General features: G+C 67.6%; 21 protein-coding genes and 2 pseudogenes. 7 read left to right on the top strand and 16 right to left on the bottom strand.

Features of this window, described 5'->3' with window-relative positions:
- Positions 1-323 precede the first annotated feature (323 nt).
- On the top strand, positions 324-455 hold the full coding sequence (locus BN4332_RS34890; protein WP_003882239.1) for a hypothetical protein: 132 nt from the start codon (positions 324-326) through the stop codon (positions 453-455).
- Positions 456-536: 81 nt separating this feature from the next.
- Here BN4332_RS34890 and BN4332_RS13330 read toward each other — a convergent pair whose 3' ends face one another.
- The 3 genes from BN4332_RS13330 to BN4332_RS13340 all read right to left on the bottom strand — a co-directional run bounded on the left by BN4332_RS13330 (position 537) and on the right by BN4332_RS13340 (position 3,471).
- A complete protein-coding gene (locus tag BN4332_RS13330) occupies positions 537-1,550 on the bottom strand; it encodes an NAD(P)H-dependent flavin oxidoreductase (protein ID WP_066898870.1) in 1,014 nt (337 codons plus the stop codon).
- A 12-nt stretch (positions 1,551-1,562) separates the two neighbouring features.
- Entirely contained in the window at positions 1,563-2,318 is a 756-nt protein-coding gene (locus BN4332_RS13335) for a 3-hydroxyacyl-CoA dehydrogenase (protein ID WP_066898940.1), read from the bottom strand.
- Between the two features lie 61 nt (positions 2,319-2,379).
- Complete coding sequence (locus BN4332_RS13340) at positions 2,380-3,471, bottom strand: CaiB/BaiF CoA transferase family protein (protein WP_066898871.1); 1,092 nt, start codon at positions 3,469-3,471, stop codon at positions 2,380-2,382.
- Between the two features lie 135 nt (positions 3,472-3,606).
- Between BN4332_RS13340 and BN4332_RS13345 the strand changes: the two genes are divergently transcribed.
- The gene (locus BN4332_RS13345; protein ID WP_066898872.1) at positions 3,607-4,410 is read left to right on the top strand and encodes an enoyl-CoA hydratase; all 804 of its coding nucleotides are present in this window, start codon (positions 3,607-3,609) and stop codon (positions 4,408-4,410) included.
- Between the two features lie 74 nt (positions 4,411-4,484).
- Positions 4,485-5,765, top strand: coding sequence for a tetracycline efflux MFS transporter Tet(V) (gene tet(V) / locus BN4332_RS13350; RefSeq protein ID WP_074133058.1), 1,281 nt, complete (start codon positions 4,485-4,487; stop codon positions 5,763-5,765).
- Between the two features lie 10 nt (positions 5,766-5,775).
- Here the strand turns inward: tet(V) and BN4332_RS13355 are convergent, their stop codons facing one another.
- Both BN4332_RS13355 and BN4332_RS13360 read right to left on the bottom strand, forming a co-directional pair.
- Positions 5,776-6,297: a gamma carbonic anhydrase family protein gene (locus BN4332_RS13355; RefSeq protein WP_066898941.1), complete on the bottom strand. Its 522-nt coding sequence runs from the start codon at positions 6,295-6,297 to the stop codon at positions 5,776-5,778.
- Between the two features lie 31 nt (positions 6,298-6,328).
- Positions 6,329-7,125, bottom strand: a pseudogene (locus BN4332_RS13360) (GlxA family transcriptional regulator).
- 39 nt (positions 7,126-7,164) lie between these two features.
- Between BN4332_RS13360 and BN4332_RS13365 the strand changes: the two are divergent.
- Together BN4332_RS13365 and BN4332_RS13370 are read left to right on the top strand one after the other, a co-directional pair.
- A complete protein-coding gene (locus tag BN4332_RS13365; protein ID WP_066898942.1) occupies positions 7,165-8,484 on the top strand; it encodes an MFS transporter in 1,320 nt (439 codons plus the stop codon).
- 156 nt (positions 8,485-8,640) lie between these two features.
- Positions 8,641-9,351 (top strand): fasciclin domain-containing protein, encoded by a 711-nt coding sequence (locus BN4332_RS13370; RefSeq protein ID WP_066898874.1) that lies wholly within the window; start codon positions 8,641-8,643, stop codon positions 9,349-9,351.
- 74 nt (positions 9,352-9,425) lie between these two features.
- On the opposite strand, the gene BN4332_RS13375 is transcribed toward BN4332_RS13370, so the two are convergent.
- The 4 genes from BN4332_RS13375 to BN4332_RS13390 form a co-directional block, all read right to left on the bottom strand.
- Positions 9,426-10,298: a type IV toxin-antitoxin system AbiEi family antitoxin domain-containing protein gene (locus BN4332_RS13375; protein ID WP_066898875.1), complete on the bottom strand. Its 873-nt coding sequence runs from the start codon at positions 10,296-10,298 to the stop codon at positions 9,426-9,428.
- A gap of 159 nt (positions 10,299-10,457) precedes the next feature.
- Positions 10,458-11,600, bottom strand: coding sequence for an acyl-CoA dehydrogenase family protein (locus BN4332_RS13380; protein ID WP_066898876.1), 1,143 nt, complete (start codon positions 11,598-11,600; stop codon positions 10,458-10,460).
- A 3-nt stretch (positions 11,601-11,603) separates the two neighbouring features.
- On the bottom strand, positions 11,604-12,404 hold the full coding sequence (locus BN4332_RS13385) for a crotonase/enoyl-CoA hydratase family protein (RefSeq protein ID WP_066898877.1): 801 nt from the start codon (positions 12,402-12,404) through the stop codon (positions 11,604-11,606).
- Positions 12,401-13,549 (bottom strand): thiolase family protein, encoded by a 1,149-nt coding sequence (locus BN4332_RS13390; protein WP_066898878.1) that lies wholly within the window; start codon positions 13,547-13,549, stop codon positions 12,401-12,403. The genes BN4332_RS13385 and BN4332_RS13390 overlap by 4 nt, the downstream gene beginning before the upstream one ends.
- Positions 13,550-13,751: 202 nt before the next feature.
- Here BN4332_RS13390 and BN4332_RS13395 point away from each other — a divergent pair, with 202 nt between their 5' ends.
- Entirely contained in the window at positions 13,752-14,543 is a 792-nt protein-coding gene (locus tag BN4332_RS13395) for a FadR/GntR family transcriptional regulator (RefSeq protein WP_066898879.1), read from the top strand.
- 130 nt (positions 14,544-14,673) lie between these two features.
- Here the strand turns inward: BN4332_RS13395 and BN4332_RS13400 are convergent, their stop codons facing one another.
- The 4 genes and pseudogenes from BN4332_RS13400 to BN4332_RS13415 form a co-directional block, all read right to left on the bottom strand.
- Positions 14,674-15,057: a hypothetical protein gene (locus BN4332_RS13400; RefSeq protein ID WP_066898880.1), complete on the bottom strand. Its 384-nt coding sequence runs from the start codon at positions 15,055-15,057 to the stop codon at positions 14,674-14,676.
- Positions 15,041-16,774 (bottom strand): DUF3556 domain-containing protein, encoded by a 1,734-nt coding sequence (locus tag BN4332_RS13405; RefSeq protein WP_066898881.1) that lies wholly within the window; start codon positions 16,772-16,774, stop codon positions 15,041-15,043. Before BN4332_RS13405 ends, BN4332_RS13400 begins: the two co-directional genes overlap by 17 nt.
- A 411-nt stretch (positions 16,775-17,185) precedes the next feature.
- Positions 17,186-17,683: pseudogene (locus BN4332_RS33690) on the bottom strand (DoxX family protein); the annotation flags it as partial.
- Between the two features lie 22 nt (positions 17,684-17,705).
- Positions 17,706-18,470: an SDR family NAD(P)-dependent oxidoreductase gene (locus tag BN4332_RS13415; protein WP_066898882.1), complete on the bottom strand. Its 765-nt coding sequence runs from the start codon at positions 18,468-18,470 to the stop codon at positions 17,706-17,708.
- Between the two features lie 24 nt (positions 18,471-18,494).
- Here BN4332_RS13415 and BN4332_RS13420 point away from each other — a divergent pair, with 24 nt between their 5' ends.
- A complete protein-coding gene (locus BN4332_RS13420) occupies positions 18,495-19,097 on the top strand; it encodes a TetR/AcrR family transcriptional regulator (protein WP_066898883.1) in 603 nt (200 codons plus the stop codon).
- Here BN4332_RS13420 and BN4332_RS13425 read toward each other — a convergent pair whose 3' ends face one another.
- The 3 genes from BN4332_RS13425 to BN4332_RS13440 form a co-directional block, all read right to left on the bottom strand.
- Positions 19,098-20,354 (bottom strand): WS/DGAT/MGAT family O-acyltransferase, encoded by a 1,257-nt coding sequence (locus BN4332_RS13425; protein ID WP_066898884.1) that lies wholly within the window; start codon positions 20,352-20,354, stop codon positions 19,098-19,100.
- A 3-nt stretch (positions 20,355-20,357) separates the two neighbouring features.
- A complete protein-coding gene (locus tag BN4332_RS13430; RefSeq protein ID WP_066898885.1) occupies positions 20,358-21,269 on the bottom strand; it encodes an alpha/beta fold hydrolase in 912 nt (303 codons plus the stop codon).
- Between the two features lie 529 nt (positions 21,270-21,798).
- Complete coding sequence (locus BN4332_RS13440; protein ID WP_066898887.1) at positions 21,799-22,449, bottom strand: Rv1363c family protein; 651 nt, start codon at positions 22,447-22,449, stop codon at positions 21,799-21,801.
- Between the last annotated feature and the right edge of the window lie 67 nt (positions 22,450-22,516).

Here is a 22,516-nt window from a genome sequence, read left to right on the forward strand (position 1 = left end):
TCGCGCCTGTGCCCCCGCGCCGCGGCCGGCCTGATCGCGCTCGGCGTCGTCGCTGCCGTGGTCACCTGGATCGCCCTCAACGGCGTCAACCCGATCCACTTCACCGCGCCCGCCCCCTGAGGCCGAGCGTGGGCCTTCTCGTCGATTCCCACACCGGGGCTTCCGCCCCGCGTTCTCCAGCGACCGTGCGGTAGAAATCGGCGCAGTCACTACGCACCGGCCGGAAGTGCTACTCGCCAGAAACCTACCCAAAAGTAGGATTGCCACCATTTTCCGAACCGTGACTCAAAGATTCCTTAATGGTGACCCATACGCTCAGTGTCATGTGGATCGACGACACCAGTGCCGATGTCATCAAGGTTGACTTCGAAGCTCTCTACCACGGCGATGTCCTGGTCGAGGGGGAAACCTCGGAGCAGTTCGACGACTTCCAAGAGCTGCCCACCGCAGTATGAGAAAAGCGCGCGCCTCGCGGCGCGCGCTTTCCGTCTTGAGTTTGCCGGCGAGTTTGCCCCGGCACTCCTGCAGTCCTCGCGTCAGGCGAGGACTGCTTCTTTCTCCGGCTCGGCTTCGCCCGCGCCGATCATGTTCGCCAGGCGCCCACTGATCAGCTCCTCGGCCTCCGACACCATCCGCGAGACGAGTTCACCGCAGGTGGGGATGTCGTTGATCAGGCCCATCGAGGTTCCGACCGACCAGATGCCCGCGTCGAGATCACCGATTTCGTAGACCTTCACGCCCCGTTTGCCTGCCACCAGATCCTTGACGTCCTCGAACTGGCCGCCATCCTTGAGGATCTGCACCACCTCACGCGACACCGTGTTGCTCGCGACGCGGGCGGTGTTACCCAGGCTCCGGAAGATCAGCTCGGTGTCGAGCTCCGTGCCCGCCACGATCGCTTCCTTGACGTTTTGATGGATCGCCGATTCCGCCGTGCACATGAACCGCGAACCCATGTTGATGCCGTCGGCACCCAGCGCCAGCGCGGCCACCAGACCGCGTGCGTCGGCGAAACCGCCCGAGGCGATCATCGGGATCTCGATCTTGGCCGCCGCGGCCGGGATCAGCACCAGGCCCGGGATGTCGTCCTCACCGGGATGCCCGGCGCACTCGAACCCGTCGATGCTGATGCCGTCCACACCCAGGCTCTGAGCCTTGACGGCATGGCGCACCGAGGTGCACTTGTGCAGCACCTTGATGCCGTTCTCGTGGAACATCGGCAGGTGCGGCGCTGGGTTGGAGCCGGCGGTCTCGACGATCTTGATGCCGGAGTCGACGATCACCTGGCGGTACTCGTCGTATGGCGGCGGGTTGATCGTCGGCAGGATGGTCAGGTTGACCCCGAACGGCTTGTCGGTGAGTGCACGACACCGCTCGATCTCCTTGGCCAGATCCGCCGGGGTGGGCTGGGTGAGCGCGGTGATGAACCCCAACGCCCCCGCATTCGCCACGGCCGCAACGAGTTCGGCACGGCCGACCCACTGCATGCCACCCTGCACGATGGGGTGCTCGACCCCGAACGTCTCGGTGAACTTCGTCTTCAATGCCATATCAGTCCTTATTTACCTGGGGGCCATGCGGATCGCGCCGTCGAGGCGGATCACCTCGCCGTTGAGCATCGGGTTCTCGATGATGTGCACAGCCAGGGCGCCGTACTCATCGGGATCGCCGAGCCGGGCCGGGTGCGGCACCTGCTGGCCCAGCGACTTCTGCGCCTCCTCAGGCAGCGAGCCCAGCAGCGGGGTCTTGAACAGACCGGGGGCGATGGTGCACACCCGGATCAGCTCACGCGAGAGGTCACGTGCGATCGGCAACGTCATGCCGACCACACCGCCCTTGGACGCCGAGTAGGCGGCCTGGCCGATCTGGCCGTCGAACGCCGCGACCGAGGCGGTGTTGATGATGACACCGCGCTCCTCGTTCTTCAGCGGTTCGGTCTTGGCGATGCGCTCGGCCGCCAGTCGGATCACGTTGAACGTGCCGATCAGGTTGACCTCGACCACCTTGCGGAACCCGTCGAGCGGGAACGCGCCGTTGCGGCTCAGGGTCTTGATCGCATTGCCGATACCCGCGCAGTTGACGTTGATGCGAACCGGCCCAAGCGATTCCGCGACGTCGAGCGCCTCGGTCACGCCGGCCTCGTCGGTGACATCGGTGGCGACGAACTTGGCCCGGTCACCGAGTTCGGCCACGACCTCTTCACCCTTGAGGTCGATGACGACCACCTGAGCGCCCGCATCCAGCAGTCGCTTGGTGGTGGCCAGGCCGAGACCCGAGGCACCACCTGTGACGACGGCTACCGCGTCCTTGATCTCCATGTACCGCATTCCTTTCCGGCCGGCTTCCCGCCGGCCCCTTTGGTCGAACCAAACAGTGGAACTAAACCCAGTCCCGCAGAACGGCTTCGGTGTCCGCGCCGCGCTCACGCGGCGGGGTCGGCACGGACAGGGCGCTGCGCGAGAAGCGTGGCGCCGGCATCGGCTGCAGGTTGCCCTCGTCGTCGAAGAAGGTGTCACGCTCGGCGATGTGCGGTTCGGTGAGCACCTCGGCGAAGGACAGCACCGGTGTGGCACACGCATCGGTGCCGGCGAACACCTTGGCCCAGTGATCGCGGTCCTGCGCGGCGAACGCCTTGGTGAAGGCCTCACGCAGCTCGGGCCAGCGAGCCATGTCGTTCTGGGCCGGCAGGTCCGCATCGTCGAGGCCGAGACCCTTGAGCAGTTCGGCGTAGAACTGCGGCTCGATCGCGCCGATGGCCATGTACTTGCCGTCAGCGGTCTCATAGGTGTCGTAGTAGGGCGCGCCGGTGTCGAGCATGTTGGTGCCGCGCTCGTCGGACCACATGCCGTTGGCGCGGAAGCCCCACATCATCTGCATCAGCACCGACGAGCCGTCGACCATGGCCGCGTCGATCACCTGACCCTTGCCCGAGGTCTGCCGCTCGAACAGCGCCGACAGGATGCCGACGAGCAGGAACATCGATCCGCCGCCGAAGTCGCCCGCCAGGTTCAGCGGCGGCACGGGCCGCTCGCCCTTGCGTCCGACCGCGTGCAGCAGGCCGTTGAGCGAGATGTAGTTGATGTCGTGCCCGGCCTGCAGCGCCCGCGGTCCCTCCTGGCCCCAGCCCGTCATCCGGGCATAGATCAACCGGTCGTTGATCTTCGCGCAGTCCTCGGGGCCGAGGCCGAGGCGTTCGGTGACTCCCGGGCGATAGCCCTCGATCAGCACGTCGGCCTTGCCGATCAGCTTGAGCACCAGCTCGCGGCCCTCGTCGCTCTTCAGATCGGCCGCCACGGAGCGACGGTTGCGCAGCATCGAATCCCGGTCGCCTGCGGGCACTCCCCCGCCGCGGCCCGGCCGCTCGACGCGCACCACATCGGCACCCAGATCGCCGAGGATCATCGCCGCGTGCGGCCCGGGGCCGATACCGGCCAACTCCACAACCCGCAACCCTTGCAGTGGTCCTGCCATGCTCTATCGCCCCTTCGCGTGTTGGCCGCTGTTGACCGGTGACATAGCTTACTTGTATAACCTTCTCGATCGGTATGGCCACAACCGGCCCCGCCCCGGACCGGGCCACGAGCCCGCCAAACTTAAGGTGCACAGATGACCGTGACCCGCGCATACCCCGACGTCAAAGACGTATCCGTGGCCGTTGACAACGGTGTGCTGTCGGTGACGCTCAACCGGCCCGACAGCCTCAATTCCCTGACCCAGGGCATGCTCGTCGCGATCGCCGACGCCATGGATCTGGCCGCCACGGACCCCGAGGTGCGCGCCGTGCGGCTCGGCGGTGCTGGCCGCGGATTCAGCTCGGGCGCCGGGATCAGCGAGGAAGACCAGAACGCCGACAGCCATGACGCCGAGGGCGTGCTCGACGCCGCCAACCGCGCCGTCGCCTCCATCGTGGCGCTGCCCAAACCCGTCGTGGCCGTCGTGCAGGGCCCCGCAGCCGGCGTCGGGGTGTCCCTCGCCCTGGCCTGCGATGTCGTGCTCGCCTCGGAATCCGCGTTCTTCCTGCTGGCCTTCACCAAGATCGGGCTGATGCCCGACGGCGGCGCGTCGGCCCTCGTCGCCGCCAACATCGGCCGGATCCGGGCCATGCGACTGGCGCTGCTGGCCGAGCGGTTGACCGCGGCCGAGGCCTACGACTGGGGCCTGATCAGCGGCGTGTACCCGCCCGATGAGTTCGATGCCGCGGTGGACAAGGTCATCGCCAAGCTGCGCTCAGGCCCGGCCGTCGCACTGCGTGAGACCAAGCAGGCCGTCAACGCGGCCACTCTCACCGAGCTTGAAAATGCCTTCGCCCGCGAGCGCAAGGGCCAGCTGCAACTGCTGGTGTCCAACGACTTCCGGGAGGGCACCAAGGCCTTTCAGCAGAACCGCCGCCCGGAGTTCACCGACCAGTAATCGCTCGCCGCCCGGCGCGGCGAAAATCGTTGGACGTAGCCACCATCGGTCGGCAACCATCGAATGTTGTGAGCATGCAACACGGCATCGAGGAGCCGGTCCGCGAGGCCGGCGGCTGGCGTGTGCTCGCCCCCTTCCGCATCCGCGAATACCGGCTGCTCATCGCCGCGGTGACGTTGTCGATCTTCGCCGAGGGCATGTGGTCGGTGGTGATGGCACTGCAGGTCATCGCGATCGACAACGATCCCACCTCGCTGTCCCTGGTGGCCACCTGCCTCGGTGTCGGCCTGGTGGCGTTCGTCCTCGTCGGCGGTATCGCCGCCGACCGGATCAACCAGCGCACGATCATCATCGCGGTCGAGGCGGTCAATCTGGCGACGGTCTCGGCTGTCGCGGTGCTGGGCCTGCTCGACGCGCTCAAGGTCTGGCACATGGCCGTCGCCGCAGCACTTCTCGGCATCGCGGCGGCGTTCTTCTTCCCGGCCTACAGCGCGATCCTGCCGCGCATCCTGCCGCCGGAACAACTGCTGGCGGCCAACGGCGTCGAGGGCGTGGTGCGTCCGGTCTTCCAGCGTTCGGTCGGTCCGGCGGTGGCGGGCATGGTGATCGCGGCGACCTTCCCCTCGATCGGCGCGGTGGTGGTGGCCGTGTTGTTCGCACTCGGCCTGGTTCTGCTGGTGACCACCCGGCCCGCGACGAATTCGGTTGCCGGGCCGGAGAACATCGAGCGGCCGCACGTATTGCGGGATCTGCGTGACGGTTTCGCATTCATGGTGCGCACCCCGTGGCTGCTGTGGACGTTGCTGTTCGCGAGCATGTTCGTGCTCGTCGTCCTCGGGCCGATCGAGGTGCTGCTGCCGTTCATCGCCCAGGACCGGTTCGCCGACGGGGCCCGGGCCTATGGGTTCATCCTGGCGTTCTTCGGATTCGGCAGTGCCCTTGGTGCATTGACGGTGTCCTCACGCCGGATGCCGCGGCGCTACCTGACCACGATGATGCTGATGTGGGGCTTGGGCTCGGTCCCGCTGGTGATCGTCGGCAGCACGTCGTCGTTCCCACTGATGGCGGCGGCCACGTTCTGCGTCGGCGTGACCGACGGTGCGGGGATGGTCATCTGGGGAACGCTGCTGCAGCGGCGGGTGCCGACGGAGATGCTGGGCCGGGTGTCGAGCCTGGACTTCTTCGTATCGCTGGCCTTCATGCCGCTGTCGTTCGCGATCGTCGGCCCGCTGTCGAAGGTGATCTCGATGGAGTCCATCTTCCTGGTGGCCGGTCTGCTGCCTGCCGCGCTGGCCATGGTGGCGGTCACCGCGGCCCGAATGCCGCGCGACGAGCTGGCGCACCCCTTGCGCTAGCTGGTGCGGATCACTCCGCCTCTCGGTGCAGCCCGGTGAGATGTGTGTAGGCCGCCGCGTTGAGCTGGTTGTGACCGACCTCGTCGTCGCTGAGTTCGCGGCGCACCTTGGCGGGCACACCGGCCACCAGTGAGCGCGGCGGCACCACCATGCCCTGCGGAACCACCGCACCGGCGGCAACCAGCGAGCCGGCGCCGATTACGGCTCCGTTGAGCACCACCGCGCCCATCCCGACCAGGCTGTCCTGCTCGACGGTGCAGCCGTGCAGCACCACGTTGTGGCCCACCGTTACACCGGTGGCGATGCGGCACGGGAATCCGGGGTCGACGTGGACGGTCACCCCGTCCTGGATGTTGCTGCCCTCCCCGACCTCGATGGGCTCGACCTCGGCGCGCAGCGTGGCGCCGTACCAGACGCTGGCCCCGGCGGCCAGCGAAACCTGGCCGATCACACTGGCATTGGGCGCAACCCAGGCGTCGGCATCGATCTGCGGGGTATGACCGGCGACGGACACGATCAGCGGCTCAGGCATGCCGGTCATCGTAAGGGGCCGACCGGCCACCTCACGCGCCCTGGTAGACCTTGCGGTAGCTCGACGGGGACATGCCGAGCCCGCGCCGCAGATGGTGGCGCAGATTGCCGGCCGTGCCCAGACCCGAACGGCGGGCCACCTCGTCGACCGACAGATCCCCCGATTCCAGGAGTTGGCGGGCCAGGTCGAGCCTTCGGCTGCGGATCCAGGCACCGGGAGCCTGCCCGGTCTCCTCCCGGAAACGACGGTTGAACGTCCGGGCGCTCATGTGGGCGTGGGCGGCCAGCCGGGTCACGGTGAGCTCCTCGTCGAGGTGCCGCAGCGCCCAGTCGCGGGTGGCAGCGGTCGAGGCGTGGTCGGTGACGGCGAATCCGTGGTCGATGAACTGCGCCTGGCCGCCTTCCCGCCACGGCGGCACCACGCAGTAGCGGGCCACCGCGTTGGCGACCTGGGCACCGTGGTCGGAGCGAATGATGTGCAGGCACAAGTCGATTCCGGCCGCCAACCCCGCCGAGGTCAACACGTCACCGTCGTCGACGAACAGGATGTNGCCGTCACGTCAGCGCCCAGCACGCCGTCGGCCCGCGCCGGCGCGTACCTGGTCCCCGGGATCACCACGGTGTCGGCCGTATCCAGCGCCTCGGGCCCGGCGGCGGGCACCATCGCGAACCCGTTCGTCGACGGCACCGGGTCGATGGCGAGCCCACACGTCACGACGTCGTAGAGGGGATCGCCCGCGGCGTCGGTGGCGTTGGAGAACAGCAGCGGCGCGATGGTGGCGTCGAAGCCGACCACCGGAGCCAGCAGCAGGACGGCCACGCGGTGCACGACGCCAGTGTGGCACGTTTTTGATGATTGATGTCGTTCATGCCACTGGTCCGCCCTCCCGTCCTCGGCAACAGTGGTCGGGTGACTCGAAACCTCCACTGGGCCTGGGTGGTCGCCGCGGTGAGCTTCGTGGCGATCCTGGGCGCGGCCGGATTCCGGTCGATCCCGGGCGTGATGATGAATCCGCTGCATCACGAGTTCGGCTGGTCGCACGGCACGGTCGGGCTGGCGATGTCGGTCAACATGATGTTGTACGGGCTCACCGCGCCGTTCGCCGCGGCACTCATGGACCGCTTCGGGGTCCGGCCGGTGCTGACCGTGTCGCTCCTGCTGATCGCGACCGGCTCGGCGTGCAGCATCGCGATGACGGCCAGCTGGCAGCTGGTGCTGCTGTGGGGCGTGCTGGTCGGCATCGGCACCGGCTCGATCTCGATGGGATTCGTGGCCACCGTCGCCACCCGCTGGTTCGAGCAGCGCCGCGGACTGGTCACCGGTGTGCTCACCGCCGCCAGCGCCACCGGTCAACTGCTGTTCCTGCCGGTGGTCGCGGCCGTCACGACCCAACACGGCTGGCGCTGGGCGTCGGTGATCGTCGCGGCCGCCTCGCTGGCCGTCGTCCCGCTCGTCGCGCTGTTCATGCGCAACCGTCCCGCCGACGTGGGTTTGGCCCCGTACGGGGCCACCGAGCTCATCCCGGCTGCCCCGGCGACCGCGGGCGGCTTCAAGACCGCGTTCGACGGCCTGCGCATCGGCGCGCGGACCCGGGTGTTCTGGCTGTTGGCCGGCAGTTTCGCGATCTGCGGGATGACCACCAACGGTCTGATCGGCACGCACTTCATCCCGGCCGCCAACGACCACGGCATGCCCACCACCGTCGCCGCGGGACTGCTGGCCACCATCGGCATCCTCGATGTCGCGGGCACGGTGTTCTCCGGCTGGCTCACCGACCGCGTGGACCCCCGGCTGCTGCTGCTCATCTATTACGTGGGCCGCGGCGTATCCCTGCTGCTGTTGCCGTCCCTGCTCTCCCCGCGCGCCGAACCGGGCACCTGGGTGTTCGTCATCTTCTACGGCCTGGACTGGGTGGCCACCGTGCCGCCGACCATCGTGCTGTGCCGGGATTACTTCGGCGATCGTTCGCCCGTGGTGTTCGGCTGGGTGTTCGCCTCCCACCAGGTCGGCGCCGCGATCGCCGCCGCGGGCGCGGGGTGGTTGCGTGATCTGAACGGCAATTACGACGTGGCCTTCCAGCTGGCCGCCGGGCTGTGTTTCGTCGCCGCCGCACTTTGCCTCAGCATCAGAAAAGCGCAGGTCACAGCGCCCGAACCGGCACGAGCAGACACGTCGGCTTTGCCGTAACCGCTTCGTAACCCTTACCATCCGATGCGGCGCCGCGGGGAACGCCGAGTCGGTGGTGCTCGCGGTCGCTCGCCATGGGTCACGCGGACAACCGCGTAACGCGCCACCGGCAGCCGACGACAAATGGCTAGGCATGAGCGGGAGGAAAACCCAACGATGAAGACTCGCACCACGACACTGGGCTTCGCTGCAGCCGTCGCCGCACTCACGGCGTCGCTGCCGTTGGCGGTCACCGCGTACGCAGACCCGACGCCGACGACGACCGCGGCCCCGGTGGTGGAGATCCCCGACCCACACGGCTCGGGTTGCGACAACTTCAAGAAGGCCATGCCCGAGTGGAAGAACCTCGCGGAGCTGCCCGCGGGCAAGGTGCTGGCCAGCATCCCCGACATCAGCACGTTCAACGCCGCGATCTCCGGTGGGTTGAACCCGGAGGTCAACATCGTGCCGGTGCTCGACAACGGCCCGTACGTGATCTTCGCGCCGACCAATGACGCCTTCGCCGCCATGGAGCCGGGCAAGCTCGACGCGCTCAAGGCCGACGCCGCCGCGCTGACCAGCCTGGACTACTACCACGCCTTCCTCGGCCTGCTCGGCCCCGATGACGTGAAGGGCCAGCGCCCCACCCAGCAGGGCGCCGAGGTCAAGGTGACCGGCAAGGGCGGCGACATCAAGGTCAACGACGTCGCCAAGCTCGTCTGCGGCCCGATCCAGGCCCAGAACGCCCGCATCTACCTGATCGACACCGTGCTGGATCCGAACACCCCGCCGGACGCCCTGGTGCCGACGGTCTCGGGCACCAGTACCACGACCACCACCAGCAAGGCCCCCGAGCCCACCCCGGCCGCGGACGCCCCGATCGGCTGAGTTTCTCCGCGAGCAGACACAAAACTGCCCATTTCCGCGCGGAAATGGGCAGTTTTGTGTCTGCTCAGCGGCCGTCACGCGGCGCGTTCGAGGTGACTCTTGATCCGAGAGCACAGTTCAGCGGGATACCGCCGGACATCATCAACAACGGCCGGCACACTGACCCAGCCGATCTCCTGCAATCGAGCCGATTTCATCCGGTCATGTTTGACTGCAACAGGATTCGCGTGCCAATCCATACTGTCGTATTCGGCCGCCACCCGGCACGCAGGCCAGGCAAAATCCACTCGCCACAATTGCCCGTGTCGGTCGACGATTTCGTACTGCAGTTCTGGGGTGGGCAGGCCCCAGTCCATAAAGACCAACCTCATCTCAGATTCCATCGGCGACTCGGACCTGGCGTCAGCGCGGGGCAGCAGTTCGCGAACCTTCACCACGCCGCGCCGGCCGTGCTGTTCCCGGAGCGCGCACTGGAGTTCGACCGGAGTCCAAGTGCCGCTGCGCAGCGCGGCATCGAGAGTGGCCAACGCGCGCGGTCGCCGCAACGACCGGGCCAGCTCGATGGCTGTCCAAGCCGGCGCCGTCAGCAATCGACCGTCGATCTTCTTGAGCGGAGCGCCAATTCGTTGATGCACCATGAGGTCTGGTGACGGCCTCATGCGGGCCCCGGGATCGAGAATGTGAGTCCGAACCGTGTTCTCGGTGTCGAAGCCGTAGAGCTGAGCGGCGGTGCCCATGCAGCCCACGATCGGGGTCTCCGACAGCAGGTCGAGTGCGCGGAGCCGGCCAATGGTGTCCGGCGGGCCCAACGAATACACACCGTGCCAAACTCGGACGATCTCACCGTCGCGGACCCGCCGCGCAAGTGTCCGGTACGTCATCGCCGCAAGTAGTTGCTGCGTGGTCGCGACGCCGTGGTTGAGCGCGAACACTTCGTCGAGCGTCATGCCGGTGATTGTTTGCGGGCCATTCGCCGGACGCCACTATTTGCCTTCGAGCCCTGTGGATAACCCCTCCAGCAGACGCAAAACTGCCCATTTCGGCGTGGAAATGGGCAGTTTCGCTGGGGGCCCCTCCCGCTTGCGGGGGACTGCTCGCCGAAAGTACTACACGCCGAGCTCGCGGCCGATGATCTCCTTCATGATCTCGGTGGTGCCACCGAAGATCGTCTGGATCCGTCCGTCCACGTAAGCCCGCGCCACGCGGTACTCCATCATGTAGCCGTAGCCGCCGTGCAGCTGCACGCACTGGTCGACGACCTTCTTGGCGACCTCGGTGGCCCACCACTTGGCCTTGGCCGCCTCGACCGCGGTCAGCTCACCGTCGACCACACCCTGCAGGCAGCGGTCGAGGTAGTTCTCGGTGACCTCCAGCTCGGTCTCCATCTCGGCGAGCAGGAACCGGTTGTGCTGGAAGCTGCCGATCGGCTGGCCGAAGGCCTTGCGGTCCTTGGCGTATTGCAGCGTCTCCTGGAAGACCGCACGCGCACCGTAGAGCGCCGAGATGGCGATCCCGAGCCGCTCCGAGGGCAGGTTGGTCATCAGGTGATAGAAGCCGCGCCCCTCCTTGCCCAGGAGGTTGGCATTGGGCACCCGCACGTTCTCGAAGTGCAGCTCGGAGGTGTCCTGTGAGTGCAGGCCCATCTTGTCGAGCTTGCGGCCGCGGGTGAAGCCCTCCATGCCCCGCTCCACCACGAAGAGCGTGAAGCCCTTGTGGCCGGCGTCGGGATCGGTGCGGGCCACCACGACACACAGGTCGCAGTTGATGCCCGACGAGATGAAGGTCTTGGACCCGTTGATGATCCAGTCGTCGCCGTCGCGCACCGCCGAGGTGCGGATGCCGGCCAGGTCGCTGCCCGCGCCCGGCTCGGTCATCGCGATCGCGATGATCAATTCGCCGCTGGCGATGCCGGGCATCCAGCGCTGCTTCTGCTCGTCGTTGGCCAGCTCCTTGAAGTACGGGCCGACGACGTCGTTGTGCAGGCTCAGCGCCGGGCCGTGCACGCCGGCCTTGGCAATCTCCTCGTCGATGATGGCGTTGAACCGGAAATCATCCGTGCCGCCGCCACCGAACTCCTCGGGCATGTTGAACCCGATGAGGCCGTACTTGCCGGCAGCGGTGTACGCCGACCGGTCGACGATGCGCTCGGTCTCCCACTTCTCGGCGTTGGGCACGAGCTCACGCTCGATGTACTCCTTGACCGTCTCGCGGAACGCCTCGTGTTCGGCGGTATAGATCTGTCGCTTCATGACTTACCTTGCCTTCCAGACAGGCTCACGCTTCTGGGCGAAGGCCAGCGGCCCTTCCTTGGCGTCCTCGGTCTGCAGCAGGGTGCTGAATTCGCGGTTGGTGCGCTTCCAGCCGTCCTTGTCGCCGGTGACGACGCCCTCGTCGACGCCGTAGGCGACGCGCTTGGACGCCTGCACGGCCAGCGGGGCGTTGCCCGTGATCCGTTCGGCCAGCTTGAGCGCCGCGTCCACGACGGTGCCGTCGGGCACCACCTGGTTGATCAGACCCCACTTGAGTGCGTCGGCCGCCGACATCGGTTCACCGGTGAACAGCAGCTCGTTGGCCACCTTGCGCGGCAGCTGTTCGGCGATGCGGAACACACCGCCTGCGCCGGCGATCAGGCCGCGCTTCACCTCGGGCAGACCGAACTTCGCATTCTCCTCGGCGACGATGAGGTCGCTGGCCAGCGCCAGCTCCGTGCCGCCGCCCAGCGCGGTGCCGTTGACCGCCGCGATGGTCGGCTTGTCGATGAAATGGCTGACGTAGCCGGCGAACCCGTATTCCGGATGCTCGGGGTGAAAGAGGTTCTCACCCCGGGAGATCGCCTTGAGGTCGGCACCGGCGCAGAACGACTTGTCGCCCGATCCGGTGATCACGACGGCCCGGATCTCGGGATCGTGCTGAGCCTGCTCCAGCGCGTCGCCGACGGCGAGGCTCACCGAGCCGTTGATCGCGTTGCGTGCCTCGGGCCGGTTGATCGTGATGAGCAGGACGTTGCCGCGCTTCTCCACGAGGGCGCCGGGCTGGGTGTCGGTGTCGGTCACAGGAGCTCCAGGATGGTCGCGTTGGCCTGGCCGCCACCCTCGCACATGGTCTGCAGGCCGTACTGAATGTTGTTGTCGCGCATGTGGTACAGCAGCGTGGTCAGGATACGGGCACCGGAGCCGCCGAGCGGGTGGCCCAGCGCGATGGCGCCGCCGTTGGGGTTGAGCCGCTCTTCGTCGGCGCCGATGTCCTTGAGCCAGGCCATCGGAACCGGGGCGAACGCCTCGTTGACCTCGAAAACCCCGATCTGGTCGACACTCAGGCCGGACTTGGCCAGCGCCTTCTGGGTGGCCGGGATCGGCGCGGTCAGCATGATGACCGGGTCGGCACCGGCCAGCACGGCGGTGTGCACCTTGGCAATCGGCTTGAGCCCCAGGTCTTTTGCCTTGTCTGCCGACATGATCAGCAGCGCGGCCGAGCCGTCGGAGATCTGGCTGGAGTTACCGGCGTGGATCACGCCGTCCTCCTTGAAGGCCGGCTTGATGGCGGCCATCGACTCGACCGTGCCGCCGCGGCGGATGCCACCGTCTTCCAACACTGCGTTGCCGTCTTGATCCTTGATGCCCACGATCTGGTCCTTGAATGCACCCGAATCCTGTGCGGCCGCGGCCTTCTCGTGCGAACGCAGGGAGAACTCGTCGAGCTGGGTGCGCGAGAAGCCCCACTGCTCGGCGATCGTCTCGGCGCCCACACCCTGGTTGGGGGTCTTGTGGTCGTAGCGCTCCCGGAACGCCTCGGGGTACGGGTGGCCACCGCTGGCCAGCGACGAGCCCATCGGGGTGCGCGACATCGACTCGACGCCACCGGCGACCACGACGTCGTAGTGACCGGCGACCACACCGGCCACGGCGAAGTGCAGCGACTGCTGGCTGGACCCGCACTGGCGGTCGACGGTCACACCGGGCACCGTCTCGGGCCAGCCTGCGGTCAGCACGGCGGTGCGGGCGATGTCGAGCGCCTGCTCACCGGCCTGCATGACGCAGCCCCAGATGACGTCGTCGACGAGGGCGGGGTCGATTCCGGCGCGCTCCACCAGACCGTTGAGCACCTGGGCCGACAGCTCCGACGGGTGCACGCCCGAGAGGGCGCCGTTGCGCTTCCCGACGGGTGACCGGACAGCCTCGACGATGACGGCTTCAGCCATGACTTCTCCTTTGAAGAGTGGGTGGCGCTACCCCAGTTGGACCCGATGGGGCGCTCGAGGTGAAAATAACTCAGTAGGTTTACTAGGTCAACCTACTGGTTGGTAGACGGCGATGTTCCGTTTCCACGCTGAACAGATGGTTTACTGAGTTGTACAGCTGGCCGACCGGCCAGCGCCGACCTTGTCCTCCTGGGAGTGTCTGGTGGCTCGAACCACACCACTGGCGCCGATGATCGGCCCTGACGCGATCGCACCGCAGGCACCCGTCCGTTCCCCGAAGACCGCGGAGCTCGTCGCGGGCACGCTGCGGCGCATGGTCGTCGACGGCCAGCTCAAAGAGGGCGACTTCCTGCCAAACGAAGCCGAGCTCATGGAGCATTTCGGGGTCAGCAGGCCGACGCTGCGCGAGGCCGTGCGAGTGCTGGAGTCCGAGCGCCTGGTCGAGGTGCGGCGCGGCTCCCGCACCGGGGCCCGGGTGCGAGTGCCCGGCCCCGAGATCGTCGCGCGCCCGGCCGGGCTGCTGCTGGAACTGTCCGGCGCCGACATCGCCGACCTCCTGGTGGGCCGAGCCGCCATCGAGCCGATGGCCGCCCGCCTGCTGGCCGAGAAGGGCGACGAGGCCGCGTTCGCCGAGCTGGAACGCATGCTCGACGAGCACATCCCGACCGACCATCGGTCCGACCGGCTGGCCGAGACCACCGGCGACTTCCACCGCCGGGTGGTCGAGCTGTCAGGCAACGCCACGCTCGGCATCATCGCCGGCATGCTGCACGAGATCACCGTGCGCCACCATGCATTCCTGTTCAAGGAGCGCAGGCCGGTGTCCAAGACCGACTTCGACAAGCTGATGCGGTCCTACCGCAAGCTGATTCAGCTCGTCCGCTCCGGCGATGGCGACGCCGCCGAGGCGCATTGGCGCAAGCATCTCGACACCGCACGCATCCTGATGCTGCAGGACATCGAGAGCGTCAAGGTGCGCGACGTCATGCGCTGAGCCCTGGCTGCTCATCGAGCCCACCGAGTCTGCGGGCCGCCCATCGAGTCTGCGCCCAGATCGCGTTTCGCGGCGATTTCGCGATCTGTGCGCAGGTTCGACGATCCGTCCGCAGTTTCGAGCACCACAGCTAGTCCGGCCATACCGCCAGCCGCGCATTCGTCGCCCGCCAACCGTCGGCGGTCTTCCATCGCATCGGCAGCAGCCGGTAGCGCCAGCTGCCGGCTGGGCCGTCCGGGCCGACATGGTCCACGGTGATCGAGATGAGGTCTACCCCAATCTGTTTGGCGTGCGTCTCAAGGTAGACGCCGGCTTCGTCGTCGAGCTCGGACATCAACTCACCGAACAGCAACCGAGGCCCCGGCGGCCGGTACAGCACGACACACTGTGGCCGCTCGGGGCAGTGGCCGGACCGGACGGTGGCGTGACACCGCGTGTCGACACTGCCGAGGTCGCTCATCAGCTGTCCGGCCTCGTCGATCCATACCGCGACCGGCTCAGGTGGCGCGGTCATCTCGATCGGAATACACCGGCAGCTCGTCGTCCCACGGTTGGCGCGTCACCATGTCGGCGACCTTGACGTAGCCCCGCTCGAACTCACCGGTGGCCGCGTCGACGAGCCGGTACTGCTGGGTCTGATGCTGGATCGGCTGAGCGTCGAGCATGACGATGCGCACCTCCCCCGGCTCGAAATGGCACCGCCTCTGCAGGGCGGCGACGAGTTGCTCGTTGCTCATGTGCCCGTCGCCGAAGTTCCAGCCGATCGCCGTCGACACGATCCGCTCACCGTCGGTCAGCACATAATCGTCCTCGTTCTGGCCCGCCATCGCCCGGTGCGCCAGCGTGAACAGCGCACGGCCGTGGGAGTTGAAGCCCCGGAAGGCATATCCCATATAGAGGTACATCTGCGCGGTCTCCGGGCTGCCGTAGTACCGCTCCATCTGAGCGGCGGGCATGCTGGCGATCGCGACGATGTTCTTCTCGATCTTCTCCGCGGCCGAGGGTTTGACGCACCACAGCGAGGTATCCCAGTTGCCCGCGTAATAGCGCATGCCGGGCAGGAAGGAGATCTTGCGGGGGAACAAGTTTCCGAGCACCACCGTGCCCGCGACGACGGCGAACAACACGATCGGCCACGGGCTGGACAGATCACTCAGACCCACCTCGGCGTGGCCCACGAACAGTGCCAGTACCGAGAACATCATGAAGACGTTCCACTCCAGCGGCACGCCCATCGGTATCGAGCTCAGGATGCCGAAGTGGAACACCAGCATCACAAACGCGGCGATCGCCGTCGCCCAGCCGCCGTGGGAGAAGAACAGCACCAGGGGCACCAAACCCTCGATGGCGGTGGAGAAATGCGCCAGGAACCGTGACGGCCGGCCCGGGCGGAGGTCATCGGGGAAGTTCTCGAAGAACTTGCGTTTGATCCAGCGGGGGCGGAACACCGGATTGTTGCTCATCATCGTCGAGATGACGAACGGGAAGTGCTTGTTCAGCTTGGACGCCGCCGCGCCCAGCCAGATCACCAGGCACACCAGCTTGGCCGCGATGACGATATCGGCACCACTGAACAGGAAGCACACCGCCAGCGAGCCGTACACCTCACCGCGGGCGGCCAGGAAGATCACCTTGTCCCGCAGGCCGGCGACCGCCAGCAGGCCGACGATAGCGGCGGTCTGCCACACCGGGAGCACGCCGATCTGGCTGCCGAGTTCAGGGATGGGGCCGGTGCCCTGCGAGGCCAGTGCCACCACCAGCATCACCAGCAGCGCCCCATAGAGCACGATGTCGACGACGGAGCGGCTGTCCCCTTTGGTCAGCGGGACCCGGTTCGGCCAGGGTGGCAGCCGAATCGTCTTGGGCCGCAACCAGTACAGGATCGAGCCCATGGGCGGGAAGAACCGGTTGTTGAGCGGGCCGAAGCCGCAACCAAGGCCGACGACCTCGAACAGCATCGTGTAGAACACGACCTTCTGGTAGACGATGGGCTCGGCGTACCAGGCGGCAACGTTCGTGAAACCGTCGACTCCGGTGGTCGTCAGCGCGATCAACCAGGCACCGAGGATGTAGGCCGCGATCTTGACGACGTAGAACAGGTGCAGCGCCACCGGCGTCCCGAAGCCGACCTCGGCCCAGTGCCGCGCCATCGGCCGGATCTTCTCGGCGCGCGTGCCCTTGCTCCACTCCTCGAAGTCGATCTGGGGCGATTCCTGTTTGAGAAAACCCATGTCGGTCAGATTAGAACGTGTTCTAGTCTGGTGGTAGTCGTTCTGCCGGGTCCGCTCCCAAAGCCCGCGAAACTACGGGTTTTGGCGCGAAAACGCCCGAAGTTCAGCAGAAGCCGTCGTGTCGGCGCGTTAGTTGGTCTTGACCGGTGGGCGGTAGAAGATCGCCAGCTGGCCGATGCCACCGAGCAAGCCGAGGCCGACCGCGATCGCCAGGCCGTACCAGCCGTGCAGCAGATCGTAGAAGCCGCAGTTGGAGAACAGCAGGTGATCGAGGCTGTAGCGCCCGGCCCCCGTCCCGGCGATCGCCACCGCGGCGACCGCCAGGATCAGGTTGTACTCCCAGCCCTCCTTGACGATGAAGAAGCCGTTCGCTCGGTGCACGGTCCAGGCCGCCACCAGCATCAGCGCCACGAAGCCCGCGGCGGGCNCGATGCCACCGAGCAAGCCGAGGCCGACCGCGATCGCCAGGCCGTACCAGCCGTGCAGCAGATCGTAGAAGCCGCAGTTGGAGAACAGCAGGTGATCGAGGCTGTAGCGCCCGGCCCCCGTCCCGGCGATCGCCACCGCGGCGACCGCCAGGATCAGGTTGTACTCCCAGCCCTCCTTGACGATGAAGAAGCCGTTCGCTCGGTGCACGGTCCAGGCCGCCACCAGCATCAGCGCCACGAAGCCCGCGGCGGGCACCGGGGTGAGCAGGCCGAGGGCCAGGCCGAGACCGGCGGCGATCTCGGTGCTGGCCGCGACCCGGGCATGAAACAGGCCCGGCTTCATGCCGATGCTGTCGAACCAACCCGCGGTGCCCGGGATCCGGCCGCCCCCGAAGAACTTGTTGTAGCCGTGCGCGGCCATGGTCAGGCCGAGCACCACGCGCAGGAGCAGGATCGCAGCGTCGTAAGCAGTGGAAGCCATGCAACAGAATGTAGGACATCTGTTAAGCCGCCGCCCAGCCCCCGTCCACACTGAGGATCACGCCGTGGATGTTGCCGGCGTCGTCACCGGCCAGGAAGGCCACGGCCGCCGCGACCTCTTCGGGGGTGCTCATCCGCCGGGATGGGAGCCGGGCCAGCATCGGGGCCACCTCGTCGGCGATGTCGGCGACCCGTTCGGTGGCGATCGGGCCGGGCGCCACCGCGTTCACTCGCACACCGCGCGGGCCGTATTCGACCGCCCATGACTTGGTGAGCGAGTGCAGGGCCGCCTTGGTCGACGAGTACAGCGCCGACCGGTCGCCGCCGATCAGCCCGTTGATCGATCCGACGTTGATGACGGCCCCGCTTCCCCGCTCGACCATCGCGGGCGCCAGCGCACCGGTCAGCAGAAACGGTGCCACGACGTTGGCCTGATAGGACTCCAGCAGCGCTTCTTCGGAGATCTCCTCCGTGGGCTGCGGCATCCTCCAGACGGCGGCGTTGTTGACCAGGATGTCGATCTGCCCGCCGGCGGCGGCAACGGCCTGCTGTGCGAGCCGGTCCACCTCGGCACCGCCTGCGCCCAGATCGGCGGCGACGAACTCGGCCTGCCCTCCGGCAGCCCGGATCTCGGCGACGACGGCATCGCCGCGCTCCTTGTTGCGGCCGCTGACGACGACGAGGGCGCCCTGGGATGCCAGGGCCTTGGCGATGGCGACGCCGAGGCCGCCGGTGGAACCAGTGACAAGTGCTGTGCGGCCGTGCAGGCGCGTAGTGTTTGGACTCATGAGTCCAGGTATAGGCCGCTGAAAATGGACCTGCAAGTCCAGAAACTGACCGCGAAAGGCGAGGCCACCCGGCGCCGGATCATCGAGGGCGCCGCGGCGGTGATCCGCACCAACGGCGTGGCCGCCACCACGCTCGACGACATCCGCGCCCACACCCAGACCTCCAAGAGCCAGCTGTTCCACTACTTCCCCGACGGCAAGGACCAACTGCTGCTCGCGGTCGCCGAACGCGAGGCGCAGATGGTGCTGGAGGACCAGCAGCCCTACCTGGGCGAGCTGACCTCATGGGCGGCCTGGCAGCGCTGGCGCGACGCCGTCGTGGACCGGTACCGCCGCCAAGGCCAGAGCTGCCCGCTCAGCCTGCTGATGTCCGAGATCGGTCGCACCACCCCCGGAGCCCAGGCGGTCACCAAAGCCCTGTTGCGCCAATGGCATGACGAGATCGCCGCCGGAATCCGGCACATGCAGTCGCAGGGGAAGATGGCCGCCGATCTGGACGCCGACCAGGTGGGGGCCGCGCTGCTGGCCGGGATTCAGGGCGGCGTCAGCGTCATGCTGGCATCGGGCGACCTGAGCTATCTCGAGTCCGCGCTGGACGTCGGGATCGCCATGCTGCGACGCGGCTAGCTAGCCGTCCAGTTCCGCGGTGAGGCGGGCCAGGTAGGCGTCGACGTCTCCGACCGCGGACTCCGCGGCGTGCACGCTGACGGCCACGGTCTCGCCGATGCCGTGCACACCGTGGGTCAGCCCCATCATCAGCGACAGCGACGGGTATCCGGCGGTCACCACCACCCCGGCAGTGCCGAATCGCAGATCGGCCGCTCCCCGGTTGACGCTGGACACCACCGTGTTTCCGGTCACCGAGGGCGCCCGCACGGTAGGGTCGAATTGCGCCACCCCCCAACGCAACAACGGTGCGGGGGTCGCCGCATACGCGCGGCTGGCCGCGGCCATCCCCGGATGCGCCGCCCGGCGGCGGCGGTCGGCGAAGTCGACGGCGATGCGCGTGACACGTTCGGCACCGGACAGGTCGGGATACAGGCCGACGCCGACGTTGGCGAAATGGTTGTGGGCGAGCCGCTCGCCTGGCTTGGCCATCGGCACCTCGGCGCCGAGCTCGGCGGTATCGTCGCCGAATTCGCGCAGATGCGCGGCCAACGCGGACGAGATGGCCGCCAGCACCCCGATGGTCACGGTCGGGCCGGGAATCCGGGCACGAGGCCGGACGACGGTGCGGATCCAGCGTCGCCCGGTCGGCGCCGAATTGCTGTGCAGCACCGGGCGCGACGGCGCCGGTGCCGGCACCGCCCCGGATTCGGTGTCACGCACCAATTCCCGGTGGGTGCGGGCGGCCCGCACCGCCCGCCAGGGCAACCGCGCGGGGGCAACCCGCTGCGACGGCACCGCAACGACCTGCTGCGGCCGGCCGAACAGCCAGGCGGCCAAAGCCGAGGCCCTGGTGCCATCGGCGAGCGCGTGCGAGATCTGGAGTACCGCAACGGTGCCAGGACCGGGTTCGGCACCGGGAATGCCCCGGACCCGGGTGTACACGTGCAGGCGCCACGGCGTGACGGTGGCGTCGAGCTGGTGATCGGCCAGTCCGGCAACGGCGTCGAGGCACTCGATCCAGCCGAGTTCGCCGTCATACCGGGCGAACTGGTCGTCACCGACCTCCCGCGGCGCCCAGGCCGGATAGGTCAGCCGGCAGTCGTCGCGCACGTGTACGACCAGGTCCGGGCAGCGTCGCGCCCGGTCGCCGATCTCGGCGATGGCGGCATCGACGTCATCGGCCACGCCGTCGAATCCGTACAGCAGGAACTGATCGTTGGGAAGTTTGGCCGACATCCACCAGTTCTGGGCGTCGATTGCGGCCAGCCGGCGCACCGGTCAGCTCCTCCCGGGGCTACCGATGAAATCGACGATGTGCTTCGCGACCACATCCGGCTGCTCGAGCTGCAGGAAGTGGCCGGCACGCTCGACGATGTGCACCGCGCTGTCCGGTGGCAGCACCTTCTGCACCCAATGGGCGTAATCCGGTGTCGCGCAGCCGTCGTCGGTGCCGTGCAGGTACAGCGTCGGCACCACCGGCGCCGACAACCAATGCTGGTGCAGCTCGGCGTACTGCGGTGGCGGCTTGCTGAGCCGGATAGTGGCCCGGTAGTACCCGAGCGCGGCGCGCCACCGGTCGCGGGCGCCGATGGCGGCGTCGACGTGGCGGACGTCCTCGGCGGCGTTGTATCCCGGTGACCACAGCTTCCACAGCCGGGGCACCACCCAGGACGCGGAACGGTCCGGCACCCAAGGCAATTGGAAGTACATCATGTACCAGCTGCGCAGCATCTGGCGCGGCAGCTTGGCCATGAGCCTGCCGGTCTCGGGCACCCGGCCCAACGGCTGGAACGACGCAGGCGGCGGCACGGACATGATCACCGTCTTGGCGAACGCGTTGTCCGGCATCGCGGCCAGGCCCGCCGCCGCGATGGCTCCCCAGTCGTGCCCGATGAGGATGTCGTCACCGGTCGGCCCGGCCGCCCGCAGCACGCACAACGCGTCATCCATCAACGCGCCGATGTGATAGCTGCCGTCCGAGGGAATCGACGACGGCACGTAGCCGCGCAGGAAAGGCGCCACCACTTTCCAGCCGGCCTCGGCCAGCGCCGGCGCCACCTTGCGCCAACCGTAGGCCGTGTCCGGAAAGCCGTGCAGGCACAACGCAACCGGGCCGTCCTCGGGACCCCACACCAACGCCCGCAGCTGCACCGCCGGGGTGGCGACATCGATCCAGCGTGGCTCGGTCACAGCGGCACCGGCTCGTACTCGGACATCAGCCAGCGGTCACCCTCTTTGACCATGGTGGCCCGTGCCACCGACGGCGTCTTCTCCGGCATCTGACCTCCGACCTGGACGGCCTGGTTGACGTACAGCACCAACTCGGTGCTGGTGGGTTCCGCGCTCACCACAGCGATCTCCGGCACCTCGGCGACGGCCGCGATCTGCTGCGCCTGTGCCGCCGGGATGATGTCGTTGATCATCGCGGTGTAGCTGCCGAGGAAGTTACCGGTCAACCGCTCCCGGACCGCATTGAGCTGCTCGGCAACGGTTTCGGTCTCGTACNCCGGCGCCTCGGTATCCGTAGCCGGCTCCTCGGCCGGTTCGTCGGCGGCCGGCTCTTCGGGCGTGGCGTCCTGCGAGCCGGACTGTTCGGGGGTCGGTTCTGCGGGAGTCGGCTCGTCCGGCGTCGTCTCGTCGGGAACTGTAGGTTCGGTGCTCGCGTCCGAATCCGCGGCGGCCTTCCGCCGCCCGGCCGGTGGCATCGTGTGCCGGCCGCTCATTGGATGAACTCCACGTTGGAAACCTTCGCCTCGCCCTCAATGTCCTGCACTGTCAACACCATCCGCCACACCTGCGGCTTCTGCTCGGGCACGCCTGCGTTGGTGGACCGGACCGTGACCGAGACCAGAACGTCCGCCTGATCGCCCGAGTAGGACTTCAGCCCCGATGCGGTGACGGTGCCCTCGGACTTCGATTTGATCTGCTTGACCACCTCGAGGAACGACGTTGACCGCTTCTGGAAATCGTCGTAGAACCGGCCGGTGGAGCTGTCCAGCACGCGCTGGACGTCGTCCTCGGCGTGCTCCCAGTTGATGCTCGTCAGGTTCAGCGCCCCCTGGCGCGCGGTGTCGACGAACATGTCGCGTCGTTGCTGTTCGGTCTGAACCTCATAGAACCGATAACCCAGCCAACCGGTGAGTGCCACGAGCGCGATGACGAGCACGCCACCGACGAGGCCGGCGGTCAGGAACCGTCGCCGCTTCGGCGGAGCCTCGTCTGTTTCCCCGGTCTCGTCCGCCGCTGATCCGGCGCCGGCCGAATCGTCGTCAACAGTGGTTTCCGGAACCTTCGGCTCTGGGGCGGACTGGCTCGACTCCTCGGTCCCGGTCGGCTCGACCGGCTCGGCGTCGGCGCTGTCGTCAGCCATACATCTGCTCCTCGGTGGCACTGCGTGTCGCGTGGAATGGGCACACGTGCGGTCCAACGTACGTGGC

Origin of the sequence: Mycolicibacterium houstonense, from assembly GCF_900078665.2 — a bacterium.
Taxonomy (GTDB): domain Bacteria; phylum Actinomycetota; class Actinomycetes; order Mycobacteriales; family Mycobacteriaceae; genus Mycobacterium; species Mycobacterium houstonense.

What these genes read in the sequence shown, in the direction of transcription:
- BN4332_RS13345 (WP_066898872.1), top strand. Translation starts at nt 3,607, where the DNA reads ATGACCGTGACCCGCGCATACCCCGACGTCAAAGACGTATCCGTGGCC.
- BN4332_RS13370 (WP_066898874.1), top strand. Translation starts at nt 8,641, where the DNA reads ATGAAGACTCGCACCACGACACTGGGCTTCGCTGCAGCCGTCGCCGCA.
- BN4332_RS13440 (WP_066898887.1), bottom strand. Translation starts at nt 22,449, where the DNA reads ATGGCTGACGACAGCGCCGACGCCGAGCCGGTCGAGCCGACCGGGACC.
- BN4332_RS13400 (WP_066898880.1), bottom strand. Translation starts at nt 15,057, where the DNA reads ATGACCGCGCCACCTGAGCCGGTCGCGGTATGGATCGACGAGGCCGGA.
- BN4332_RS13375 (WP_066898875.1), bottom strand. Translation starts at nt 10,298, where the DNA reads ATGACGCTCGACGAAGTGTTCGCGCTCAACCACGGCGTCGCGACCACG.
- BN4332_RS34890 (WP_003882239.1), top strand. Translation starts at nt 324, where the DNA reads ATGTGGATCGACGACACCAGTGCCGATGTCATCAAGGTTGACTTCGAA.
- BN4332_RS13365 (WP_066898942.1), top strand. Translation starts at nt 7,165, where the DNA reads ATGCCACTGGTCCGCCCTCCCGTCCTCGGCAACAGTGGTCGGGTGACT.
- BN4332_RS13415 (WP_066898882.1), bottom strand. Translation starts at nt 18,470, where the DNA reads ATGAGTCCAAACACTACGCGCCTGCACGGCCGCACAGCACTTGTCACT.
- BN4332_RS13380 (WP_066898876.1), bottom strand. Translation starts at nt 11,600, where the DNA reads ATGAAGCGACAGATCTATACCGCCGAACACGAGGCGTTCCGCGAGACG.
- BN4332_RS13330 (WP_066898870.1), bottom strand. Translation starts at nt 1,550, where the DNA reads ATGGCATTGAAGACGAAGTTCACCGAGACGTTCGGGGTCGAGCACCCC.
- BN4332_RS13355 (WP_066898941.1), bottom strand. Translation starts at nt 6,297, where the DNA reads ATGCCTGAGCCGCTGATCGTGTCCGTCGCCGGTCATACCCCGCAGATC.
- BN4332_RS13405 (WP_066898881.1), bottom strand. Translation starts at nt 16,774, where the DNA reads ATGGGTTTTCTCAAACAGGAATCGCCCCAGATCGACTTCGAGGAGTGG.
- BN4332_RS13335 (WP_066898940.1), bottom strand. Translation starts at nt 2,318, where the DNA reads ATGGAGATCAAGGACGCGGTAGCCGTCGTCACAGGTGGTGCCTCGGGT.
- BN4332_RS13420 (WP_066898883.1), top strand. Translation starts at nt 18,495, where the DNA reads ATGGACCTGCAAGTCCAGAAACTGACCGCGAAAGGCGAGGCCACCCGG.
- BN4332_RS13390 (WP_066898878.1), bottom strand. Translation starts at nt 13,549, where the DNA reads ATGGCTGAAGCCGTCATCGTCGAGGCTGTCCGGTCACCCGTCGGGAAG.
- BN4332_RS13340 (WP_066898871.1), bottom strand. Translation starts at nt 3,471, where the DNA reads ATGGCAGGACCACTGCAAGGGTTGCGGGTTGTGGAGTTGGCCGGTATC.